The organism is bacterium (assembly GCA_037131655.1).
In the GTDB taxonomy this organism is placed as follows: Bacteria; Armatimonadota; Fimbriimonadia; order Fimbriimonadales; family JBAXQP01; genus JBAXQP01.
The window spans coordinates 1-10,937 of sequence record JBAXQP010000066.1; the positions used below are offsets into that span (position 1 = coordinate 1).

The window sequence follows — 10,937 nt, forward strand, 5'->3', positions numbered from 1 at the left end:
AGGGACAGGCTCGGTTCGGGGATCGGACTTTTACCTTTAGCCTCTCTATCAGGAACAAATGAGCCGAAAATGGAGTATAATAGATGTACTTCATGGGGGCGAATGGGCTCGACAGAGTTAGTTCGTGCTCAGGAGGCGAGCCGAAGCGCCGTTGGCTTCGTAAAAAGCGGCAAAACAAGTAACTGCGAATAACCAATACGCATACGCTGCTTAATTAAAAGCAGCCGTCTTCCCCAGCTCGAGCCGATAGGGCTGGTATAAGGCGTAATTAAATTCGGCTAGTCCGTCTGGTCTCTGTTCGTGGCCAGCCGAGCGAATGAAATCGAACTGGCTCTAGTCCAGCGTGTCTGGCGGCGGTGATTGGAGCGAGATAAAAGTCAGACTACGCTCGTAGAATCCTGTGATGCGATAACTTTGGAAGCGGGTTCAATTCCCGCCGCCTCCACCAGTTTTAGTTTGCACGTCGAAGTCGCGAGGCTTGGCATAAGTGATCATATGGCAATCAATAAACCCGTATGCATAACCGCGATATTACCAAAAAGTCTGGAGCCTCTATTTTGGGACTGCGATTTCCACTCCCTCACCTTGGAAAGTAACCTCTCATTCATGATCCGACGCATCCTCGACAGAGGCAACTTGGAAGCCGCCAAATGGTTACGCTACACGATTGGCGATGACACCATTCGAAGCTGGTTGCTTACCGCTAATGGCGGTGGACTTGACCCCCATAAACTCAGATTCTGGGGACTAATTCTCGACCTTCCTGAGGCTAAAGTTGACACATGGGTCGAAGCTGCGCGTAAAACCCATTGGCAAGGAAGGCGTGCCGGATGAGCTTACATATCGAGGTACTTAGCGAAGCCCAGAAGGCAATATTCCCAATGCTTGCCACATTCGCCACTGAACAAAAGTTCTATCTCGCTGGCGGCACCGCTGTCGCGTTGCATCTGGGGCACCGTCGGTCTATAGATTTTGACTGGTTTGCTCATGGCAATTTTGAAGACCCGATCAGCTTGGCTGAGAAGGCCCGACTGGCCGGACTTCCTGTTGAGGATGTTCAAGTCTCACGTGGAACTCTTCACACTGTAATAGGGGGGGTTAAGGTCAGCTTTTTTGAGTATCTATATCACCCAATCTCTAGTTTTACAACTTGGCCTGATGACACCTTCACCCTTGCCTCACTTGACGACCTTGCGTGTATGAAGCTAGTGGCCATCGCTCAACGTGGTTCTCGCAAAGATTTTATTGACCTTTATACAATTGCTCTTGAACATAAGCCTGTCGGTGAGTTGCTGGAACTCTATCGCCAAAAGTACTCGGTAGGCGACATCGGCCACGTGCTCGTAGGGATGACCTATTTCGATGACGCGCAGGATGAACCTTCTCCTATTATGCTCCGCGAATTCTCCTGGGATGATATCAAACGCTATTTTCAGCAATGGGCCAAAACCCTGTCTGATTAAACACTACGCTCGTAGAATCCTGTGATGCGATAACTTTGGAAGCGAATTCAATTCCCGCCTCCAGTTTTCTGAAAGCTTTGGGGACAATATGACCTGGGGCTTTTGATGTTTTTTAGCTTTGATTCGTCCTCGACAACCACCATTTTCCCTACAGGCTTTGTGACTTTCCCCCGATTATTATCAGGTATCAGAATCGCTTGCCGTGCTCATGAATGGCCCTGGCAATCTTTATTCATCTTAGAGGACGGTATGGCAACAATATGACGCATCAGCTAGATTATATATTCTTCTTTTATGGATTAGGGTTCATCTTACTGGGGGGCATTTGTTTCACGGCTGAAAAGAAGAAAAATGCTCTACCTTGGACATGGCTTGGGCTGTTTGGCTTGATCCACGGGCTGAACGAGTGGCTGGACATGCTGGCATTGGACATGTTCGACTCCCCATTGTTCAAAGCTGTGCGTATCTGTGTAATGGCCTTATCGTTCATTTGCCTGGTTGAGTTTGGCCGCTTGGGCATGATCTCAGTTCACGGCAAAGGTCCGGGCAGGTGGGTAACTCTAGCGCTATTTCTAGTTGGTTGCACTGGCTGGCTCTATAACTGGGTTGGGCTGAACGTATTTTTCAGGTATTCTATTGGCTTTGTTGGCGGGATATGGTCCGCTTACGCCATTCTTTCTGCAAGACGACGCTCCGATAACCCCGTCGAGCGAAGAAATATGCTTGCATTGGGACTATTACTCCTCACCTACGCGGTATCAACCGCCCTTTTTGTTCCCAAGGCGCCTTTTTTGCCTGCCTCATTGATTAATTATGACTCTTTCCTGCATAGGTTCGGTTTTCCCGTCCAACTGCTGCGCGGCATGCTTGCTGTTGCGTCCGCGTACTGCGTGTGGCGGGTTTTGGAGCAGCGCACACTTCGAACCGTCAGAATTGTGTTTGTATGTTCTCTGCTGGCGATTCTGACAGGCGGATGGTTTTACACAAATCGCCAGGGCAAAAACGAACATAGCGAATGGATGGATAGTCTGCAAACAACCTGCACAATCTCCGCAGCGTCTATATCCTCCGATCTTGTGAACGGCATTGACTCGATAGAAGATCTCCAAAACCCGCGCTACATATTCCTGAAAAAGCGTCTCATGGAAATGCAACGAACATCCCCGGAGTTTCGCTACATATACCTGATGGTTGTGAGAGACGGCAGAATCATCTTTTCAGCAGACTCCGTGTCGCCAACAGCAGAAGATTACTCTCCGCCCGGCGATGAATACACGGATGCCCCCGCTGAACTGCGTGCCTTGTGCCGCGGTAAAGGGCGAAGCGCAACAGCAGAGTACGAAGACCAATGGGGGAAATGGGACTCCGCATTTGAAACAGTTACAGACGATGCCACGGGGAAACCGGTAGCGATTCTGGGCATGGACTATCCGCAAGAGAAAGTTTACAGCGCTGTTAATTCCATACGTTTGAACGCTATAATGGCTACACTTCTGCTGGCAGTCGTTGCCATTCTTTCCTTCTATTTCCGTGAACGCAGAGAGTATTTCATAAGGAGCATTTCCGAAGCTAGCAAAACACTACAACAGAAGGAAGAGGATCTGTCCCTTACCCTACGCTCCATCGGCGACGCGGTAATCTCAACCGATGCGCAAGGACGTGTCATCCGCATGAACCCGACAGCCGAAGAGTTGACCGGATGGGTTCACTCAGAAGCCGTCGGTCATCCTATCTCCGAAGTCCTCAACATCGTCAATGCTCTAACTGGCGAACCGGCTCCCATTCCTGTAAACGAAGTACTCTCTACCGGCGAGGTGCATCATCTAGAGGACCATACTATGTTGATCTCCCTTGATGGCTCCCGCCGGCAAATTACCGACAGCGCCGCGCCGATACGCGACGTCACGGGAACTATCGTAGGAATGGTATTGGTCTTTTCCGATATGACCGAACAATACCGTATCACTGAACAACTTCAGAAGAACGAAGCGCAGTTGCGCGCTATCATGGATAATGCCGGAGCGACAGTCTATATGAAAGACACGGAGGGCAGATACATCCATGTGAACCGAGTGTTTGAAGGATTATTCGATGTGAAAAACGCTGCGATACAAGGGAAAACCGATTACGATCTATTTCCCCCGGAAATTGCTGAGGCTTTCGTCAAGAATGATCGGTTTATCCTCCAAGTCGGACTGTTGCAAGAGATAGAGGAGAAGGTAATAGCCAACGGTCGCACCTACACCTATCTGTCAGCCAAATTCCCCCTTAAAACAGCCAATGGCGAAATCTATGCCATCTGCGGCATCTCTACCGATATCACCGAGCGCAAGCAGGCTGAAGAGGCGCTACAGAAGAGCGAGGAGAAGTATCGCAACCTTATCGAGACGACGCGCACAGGTTTTCTTGTTCTCGACGGACAGGGATTGGTTGTTGACGCAAATGCAGAATACGTACGCTTGAGCGGCCATTGCGAACTTGATGAGATACTAGGACGCTGCCCAATAGAATGGACCGCTGCTCATTCTCTTGAAAAGAACTCCGCGGCTCTTGACCAATGTTTTCGTGAGGGGTTTATCCAAGGCTTGGAAATTGACTATACGCGAGTTGATGGGCAGATCACTCCGATTGAGATTAATGCAACAGTGGTAGGGGCAGGGGCCGACTTACGCATCATATCGCTATGTCGTGACATCACCGAGCGCAAACAGGCGGAAAAAGCTCTGAGCGAGGCGCTGGATCGTCTCCAGCAAATCTCCAATCAGGTGCCCGGACTCGTCTATCAATTTCGATTGCGTCCTGACGGCAGTTCCTGTATGCCTTTCGCCAGCAATGCAATCAAAGAGATATTCCGGGTCAGTCCTGACGAAGTCCGTGAAGATGCATCCAAAGTATTTGCAAGTTTTCACCCGGATGACTATGCGAGCGTTGTCGCTAGTATTCAGGTATCGGCACAGGATTTAACTCTTTGGCATCCTGAGTTTCGGGTGAAGTATGACGATGGCACGGTGCGCTGGCTCTACGGCAACGCTGTGCCGCAGATGGAAGAGGATGGATCAGTGCTTTGGCACGGCTTCGTTACCGACATCACTGAGCGTAAGCAGGTGGAAAAGGCTCTGCTCGAGAGCGAAGAGAAGCACCGCCACCTGATCGAGAACAGCCACGACATTATTTATACACTCACTGCTGAGGGGATATTCAACTTTGTTTCCCCTGCCTGGACCGCGCTTTTGGGCTATCCGGCAAATCAGGTGGAAGGGAAACCATTCCAGCAATTCATCCATCCGGATGATCTTGCTGAGTGCATGGTATTCCTGCAGGCAGTGATCGAGACGGGAGAACGCCATAAAGGCGTCGAGTACCGCGTGCAGCACTCCGATGGATCCTGGCGTTGGCACACAACAAGCGCTGTTCCGTTAAGCAATGAATTCGGCAAGATCATAGGTTTTGAAGGCACTGCCCATGACATCACCGAGAGCAAACAGGCGGAAGAGGCGTTGCGCGAGAGCGAAGAGACTTTCCGCTCTTATATCGAAAACTCTTTCGATATCATCTTCACACTCGATATAACGGGCAAATTCCTATTTCTGTCCCCAGCTTGGGAACGCCATTTCGGCTATCCAGTCAACGATTTTATTGGCAAGATGTTCGTACCATTCGTGCACCCTGACGATTGCAAACATCTTGGTGAGTACCTTATGCGGGTTTTTGAAACTGGGGAGGCTGAGACGAGCCTTCCTTATCGAGTCAAACATAGTAATGGCGATTGGCACTGGTTTATTGCTAATGGCACGCTCTATACCAACAAGAATGGTGAACTCCAATTCATTGGTGTTGGCCGCGACATCACCGACCAGAAACATGGTGATGAATTACTCCAAAGGGAGAAGGACAATCTGTCTGCTATCTTCTCATCGTCGCCGGTCGGCATGCTCTTGCTGGACGAGGAAACGATGATCGTGAACGCCAATGATGTCGTTTCGGGCATGATTTCCAGAAGCCTTGAGCGTATCGTTGGTCAACGAGGCGGAGGCGGACTGGGATGCGTTCACAGTTTTGAGAATGAGAAGGGATGCGGTTTTTCCTCGGTATGCGGGCAATGTTCCCTAAGGCAAGGGGTTACTCAGGTACTAAAGACAGGAACATCAATTCGCGGTGCCGAAATACAGGTATCACTCATCAATAACGGCCAGGAACAATCTCCGTGGTTAAGAGTCAACGCTGAACCCGTCACAATAAATGGCAGTAAACATGTGATCATCGCATTTGATGACATCACCGAGCGCAAGCAAGCTGAGGAAGAGCTAATCCAAGCCAAGGCTATGGCTGATAGCTTGAACCACCAACTGGAAGATGCGATGCTTTCTGCTAATACAAATGCAGTGGAAGCGATTTTGGCAAAGGATTTGCTTGAGGATAATGCGGACGAGTTGAAGCATCAAGCTACCCACGACTCACTCACGGGATTACCCAATCGTCATTACTTCGAGGAGCATCTCAGCGAGCTTATCAAAAGCGGTTCTCGTAAGAAATCCGGCTCGATGGCCGTGATATTCCTCGATTTGGACAAGTTCAAGTTGGTCAACGACACCCTAGGACACAAAGTGGGTGACTTGCTGCTTATTGAAGTCTCCAATCGATTGCAATCGTGTCTTCGTTCAGAGGATATATTGGCAAGAATGGGCGGAGACGAATTCACCATCATTCTCACAAATTGCCCGCGTAAGTCGAGCGTGGATAAGCTAGCGACCCGAATGATTGACATGATTAGCCGACCATACGATATACAGGGACACCGGTTCATGATCGGAGTGAGCATTGGCATAGCCAGCTACCCATCTGATGGCATAGATTCGGTCAATCTTCTGAAACACGCAGACGCGGCGATGTATAAGGCCAAGCAAGCAGGCAGAGGTCTGTTCAGTTGGTTTACTGGAGAAGTGGATGTTGATAACCAACAACGAGCCGTATTGGAAAATGATATTCGTCTGGCATTAGAAAATAATCAGTTCGAGATGCACTACCAGCCGATCGTTAGTCTAGAGGATAATACACTTCTCTCCGCTGAGGCGCTCTTGCGCTGGAAACATCCTGAAAAAGGAATGATATCCCCGAGTCTCTTAATACCGCTTGCTGAGGAGATGGGCTTGATTGGCAAAATCGGCGATTATGCGCTGCAAACCGCCTGTGCCCAGACAGTGGCTTGGCGCGACGAAGGGATACACTTGTCACGGATAAATGTGAATGTATCAACCAAGCAGATTAATAATGATAAATGGCTCGAATCAGTTATCGCTACTTTATCAAAAACCGGGCTTGATCCAAAACTCCTTAATCTGGAAGTGACAGAAACCGACTTCACCACCGACGATAAGGAAATGATGGAGACCCTGAACAAAGTGCGGGAACTTGGCATTAGCATGGCGATTGATGATTTCGGTATGGGCCGATCATCCCTGAGCCGACTTAAGGACTTCCCCGTAATCCACCTGAAAATAGATGGGTCGTTTATCAGAGACATCGAGCATAACAAGGACGACAATGCTCTTGTGCGCTCCATTGTTGACATGGCTCATAACCAAGGTATCAAGGTGACTGCCGAATGGGTTGAAACCAAGACTCAGATGGAGATATTACACTCCAGCGGCTGTGATTTCATCCAAGGATACTACATCAGCCCAGCCCTGTCCACGCAAGACTTTAAGAACTTCGCTCATGAATGGATGCATAATCACCCAGAAACAAAGACAGCCTAAAATCAAGAAAGAAGGAGATCATTATGGGAAAAGCAAATTGTTGGGAAGTTAAGAATTGTGGTCGTCAAAGCGATGGCCCCAAAGTGAAAGAGTTTGGTGTTTGCCCCGCGGCTAACAACCTTACGTATAACAACATGAACAGTGGTAAGAGCGCGGGCCGCTATTGCTGGAAGGTCGCCGGAACACTCTGCGGCGGCAAGGTGCAAGGCACGTTTGCCGATAAGATGAGTGGCTGCCTTGCGTGTCCGTTCTTCGCACAAGTCAAATCCGAAGAAGCCGCATCTTTCAGAGCTTAGCCGTCATCGGAGCACAACTAAATCTTAGTCCCGTCTAGCAGCGGTGACGGCGTCAGACCGGGTCATCCCGTCTCGGCCTGACGTCAGTCCATTTGGCTTGAGAAATCCGCCATCACTTTTGGTGGAAGGCACAACAATACCCCCTATCCCTGCACCACTTCCATCGCAATTTCCGCCCATCGCCACAAACGTTGCGGTTCGTAGGCTAAGGTGCTGATGTCCTTTAGGATTAGCTCTAGGGGGCAGTTGTGGCGGGCGCAGATTTGTATTAGTGGTGTTTTCGAATTGAACTCTATTAAAGCGAAAAAGTCAGACTAAGATCGTAGAATCCTGTGATGCGCTAACTTGGAAGCGGGTATAATACTCGTTGACACTACTGATTTTAGATGTTATGGTTTAGAGTGTATAATTTGGAATGAATGAACATCCTTCACGCATAATATGCACTTTTGGGATTAACACTTCATGAGGATACGTTTAAGAGGTCAACCAAATTGGCCGAAAGCTATCTTCGGTCGGACTTTCGCTGTATTCCCGCTGTGGGTGTGGATGTGCTTCGGTGGTCTGATCGGATTGATCACGGGGATCGGGCTATTCACATTCACCTACGCACAAGGCCTTTCCTACTTAAGCAATGACCCAAAGTCTTGCCTTAACTGCCATGTAATGCGGGATGTCTACGAGGGCTGGAACCATTCAAGCCACAAATCTGTTGCAACTTGCAACGACTGCCACATCCCTCACAACTTCCCTGCTAAATACATTGCAAAGGGAATAAATGGCTGGCATCACAGCTACGCATTCACCACGGGCAAATTCCACGAACCCATCCGCATTAAGAAATACAATAGAGATATACTCCTGCAGAACTGCCTGCACTGCCATGGCAGTCTAACGGACCCAATTATTCACAAGAACAGCGACCAAACGCCCGACTGTCTGCATTGCCATTCCCGCGTCGGCCACGATTGGTAATTGACTTAACCATGGAGGAATTGAATGGAACAGAACACTAATATCTGCTGGACCCCTCGTAAGGCCACGCTAGTAATCGCGACATTCCTCGCCGGAGGCACCATTGCTTTGGGGATAGCAGCGATGCTGCTGAACATCCGGCAACACAAGTACGAGGCTGCCCAGTACCCACTCAAGGTGTTCAGCATCTCCGATAATGAACTGGACCCAGCGGTCTGGGGGCGCGATTTCCCGCGTGAGTATGACACATTCAAAATGACCTCCGATACAACGTTCAAGACTCCATACGGCGGATCCGTGCCCTATAGTAAGCTCGAAAGGGTGCCGGCAATGAAGCGGATATGGGCGGGATATGCCTTCTCCATCGATCACAATGAGGAGCGAGGGCACTTCTACTCGCTGATAGACCAGAAAAGGACAAAGCGGATTGTCGTGAAGAAGCAGCCGGGGGCATGCGCCAACTGCCACTCCGCTGAAACTCCCCAACTCATAGCTGAGATGGGATGGGAGAAGTTCAATCATACTCCTTACGACGAACTGAAAGACAGACTCCACACCGGCACATCTTGCGCCGATTGCCACGATCCTAAGACCATGGAACTACGTGTCACCCGGCAGGCATTCAAGAATGCGATGGCCGAGCGCGGCATCGACCTGTCTAAAGCGACCAGGCAAGAGATGCGTTCCTACGTATGCGGCCAATGTCACGTCGAGTATTATTTCAAGGGCGATAACAAGGTCCTCACGTTCCCCTGGAAGAAGGGGCTAAGCATCGATAACATCGAGGCTCACTACGACCAATATGGCTTCAGCGACTGGAAGCATAAAGAGACCGGCGCGGATATGATCAAAATTCAGCACCCCGAATTCGAAACGTGGTCCTCAGGCATCCATGCCAGAGCCGGCGTCTCTTGCGCGGATTGCCACATGCCATACATACGTGACGGCGCCGTGAAGGTCTCCAGCCACTGGCTAAGAAGCCCTCTCGCCAATATAAGCCAAAGCTGTCAGACTTGCCACAAGGATGACGAGGCTGAGCTGAAGGGCCGTGTCTTGGAGATACAGGATCGAACAGCTAAGCTTCTTAGAAGAACCGAAGTCGCGTTGGTTGATGCCATTGACGCGATAGTCGCCGCTCAAAAGTCAGGCGCAAGCGATGAGGCCCTAAAGGAAGCACGGCACCTGCATAGACGAGCATCACTGCGCTGGGACTTCGTCTCCTCCGAAAACGGAACCGGATTCCACAGCCCGCAAGAGGCTGCAAGAGTCCTCGCAGACGCGATCGACTACGCCCGTCAGGCACAGTTGTCAGCAGAGAGGGTGAAGCGATAGAGCATTGGTGCGAGATAAAAGTCAGTAATCTTCAAAAGCCATGGCCCCAAAGGCTGTGGCTTTTTTGTGTAATCCTACTACTCAGTGATAAGAGACACCCCCGACCCCTGCACCACTTCCATCGCTATCTCTACCCACCGCCACAAGCGCTGGGGCTTATAGGCTACTGTGCTGATGTCTTTTTGTATTAGCTTTAAGGGGCAAAAGTGGTGTAAGGTAATGCCTAATGAAGCTATTTGTTGCCTGGCTTTCAGTCGGGCGAATACAATCGAAATGTCCATAATACAGCCTGTCTGGCAGCGGTGATTAAGGTATGATGAAGTTCAGATTTGAGCAATAGCGTAGAAGGAAGCAGTGATGAACGAAACGTCTATACGATGTGAGATGACAGGCGACCACGCAGCGATTTGTAGTATTGTCTACGCGGCGTTTCTGAATCATCCGCAACACGCACCTGGTTCTCTTCCAACGGAGCATAAGATCGTCGATTGCCTCCGCAAAGCCGGTGTCCTGACGTTATCTCTGGTTTGCGAATATCAAGGAGAGATCGTGGGACACATAGCGTTTTCGCCTGTACTGATAAATGGAGAAATGTCAGGTTGGTACGGCATTGGTCCAGTTGCGGTCCGTCCTGATCTTCAAAGAGACGGCATCGGGTCATCTCTGATCAGAGAGGGAATACGGCAGATGGGTGAAAAAGGGGCTGCAGGCATAGTCCTGGTTGGCGATCCTGACTTCTATGTCCGGTTTTGCTTTAAATCGATGCCTGAGCTCACACTAGATGATGTTCCAGAGAAGTACTTCTTGTGTCTCCCCATAACTGACAGTGTCCCATCCGGCAAAGTAACGTTCCACGAGGCCTTCGGCGTCTCTTAGTCTAGAGAGTCCCCTACCCCTGCACAACTTCCATCGCAATCTCAGCCCAACGCCACAAACGCTGGGGTTCGTAGGCTACGGTGCTGATGTCTTTTAGAATTAGTTCCAAGGGGCAGTTGTGGCGGGCGCAGATTTCTACTGTGGTCTTTAGGTGCTCGCGGACGGACTCTTCGCGGAAGTTGGGCCAGGCCAGGAGGGCGGGGTTGGGTTTACGGGAATAGTCGTAATCGCCCTTAATC

9 protein-coding genes and 1 other RNA gene are annotated in these 10,937 nt (G+C 50.0%); 8 read left to right on the forward strand and 2 right to left on the reverse strand.

Going from position 1 to position 10,937, the window contains the following annotated elements; translation table 11 throughout:
- Positions 1 to 94 precede the first annotated feature (94 nt).
- From ssrA to WCO51_04705, 7 genes are all read left to right on the forward strand, one after another.
- Positions 95 to 448: a transfer-messenger RNA gene (gene ssrA / locus WCO51_04675) on the forward strand.
- Positions 449 to 495: 47 nt separating this feature from the next.
- Positions 496 to 834: a hypothetical protein gene (locus WCO51_04680; protein ID MEI6512553.1), complete on the forward strand. Its 339-nt coding sequence runs from the start codon at positions 496 to 498 to the stop codon at positions 832 to 834.
- Positions 831 to 1,463 carry a nucleotidyl transferase AbiEii/AbiGii toxin family protein gene (locus WCO51_04685; protein ID MEI6512554.1) on the forward strand — a complete coding sequence of 211 codons (633 nt, stop codon included), beginning with the start codon at positions 831 to 833 and terminating at the stop codon, positions 1,461 to 1,463. Before WCO51_04680 ends, WCO51_04685 begins: the two co-directional genes overlap by 4 nt.
- 260 nt (positions 1,464 to 1,723) lie before the next feature.
- Complete coding sequence (locus WCO51_04690; protein MEI6512555.1) at positions 1,724 to 7,219, forward strand: PAS domain S-box protein; 5,496 nt, start codon at positions 1,724 to 1,726, stop codon at positions 7,217 to 7,219.
- A 23-nt stretch (positions 7,220 to 7,242) separates the two neighbouring features.
- Positions 7,243 to 7,515, forward strand: coding sequence for a hypothetical protein (locus tag WCO51_04695; GenBank protein MEI6512556.1), 273 nt, complete (start codon positions 7,243 to 7,245; stop codon positions 7,513 to 7,515).
- 465 nt (positions 7,516 to 7,980) lie between these two features.
- Positions 7,981 to 8,490 (forward strand): cytochrome c nitrite reductase small subunit, encoded by a 510-nt coding sequence (nrfH, locus tag WCO51_04700; protein ID MEI6512557.1) that lies wholly within the window; start codon positions 7,981 to 7,983, stop codon positions 8,488 to 8,490.
- 24 nt (positions 8,491 to 8,514) lie between these two features.
- On the forward strand, positions 8,515 to 9,822 hold the full coding sequence (locus WCO51_04705) for an ammonia-forming cytochrome c nitrite reductase subunit c552 (protein MEI6512558.1): 1,308 nt from the start codon (positions 8,515 to 8,517) through the stop codon (positions 9,820 to 9,822).
- A gap of 77 nt (positions 9,823 to 9,899) precedes the next feature.
- Here the strand turns inward: WCO51_04705 and WCO51_04710 are convergent, their stop codons facing one another.
- Positions 9,900 to 10,103: a hypothetical protein gene (locus tag WCO51_04710; protein ID MEI6512559.1), complete on the reverse strand. Its 204-nt coding sequence runs from the start codon at positions 10,101 to 10,103 to the stop codon at positions 9,900 to 9,902.
- A 76-nt stretch (positions 10,104 to 10,179) separates the two neighbouring features.
- On the opposite strand from WCO51_04710, the gene WCO51_04715 reads away from it, so the two are divergent.
- On the forward strand, positions 10,180 to 10,698 hold the full coding sequence (locus WCO51_04715) for an N-acetyltransferase (GenBank protein MEI6512560.1): 519 nt from the start codon (positions 10,180 to 10,182) through the stop codon (positions 10,696 to 10,698).
- A 13-nt stretch (positions 10,699 to 10,711) separates the two neighbouring features.
- Here WCO51_04715 and WCO51_04720 read toward each other — a convergent pair.
- Positions 10,712 to 10,937, reverse strand: a 226-nt coding sequence (locus tag WCO51_04720; GenBank protein ID MEI6512561.1) for a hypothetical protein, incomplete at its 5' end; no start/stop codon positions are given.

What these genes read in the sequence shown, in the direction of transcription:
- WCO51_04695 (MEI6512556.1), top strand. Translation starts at nt 7,243, where the DNA reads ATGGGAAAAGCAAATTGTTGGGAAGTTAAGAATTGTGGTCGTCAAAGC.
- WCO51_04710 (MEI6512559.1), bottom strand. Translation starts at nt 10,103, where the DNA reads ATGGACATTTCGATTGTATTCGCCCGACTGAAAGCCAGGCAACAAATA.
- WCO51_04680 (MEI6512553.1), top strand. Translation starts at nt 496, where the DNA reads ATGGCAATCAATAAACCCGTATGCATAACCGCGATATTACCAAAAAGT.
- WCO51_04685 (MEI6512554.1), top strand. Translation starts at nt 831, where the DNA reads ATGAGCTTACATATCGAGGTACTTAGCGAAGCCCAGAAGGCAATATTC.
- WCO51_04705 (MEI6512558.1), top strand. Translation starts at nt 8,515, where the DNA reads ATGGAACAGAACACTAATATCTGCTGGACCCCTCGTAAGGCCACGCTA.
- WCO51_04715 (MEI6512560.1), top strand. Translation starts at nt 10,180, where the DNA reads ATGAACGAAACGTCTATACGATGTGAGATGACAGGCGACCACGCAGCG.
- nrfH (MEI6512557.1), top strand. Translation starts at nt 7,981, where the DNA reads ATGAGGATACGTTTAAGAGGTCAACCAAATTGGCCGAAAGCTATCTTC.
- WCO51_04690 (MEI6512555.1), top strand. Translation starts at nt 1,724, where the DNA reads ATGACGCATCAGCTAGATTATATATTCTTCTTTTATGGATTAGGGTTC.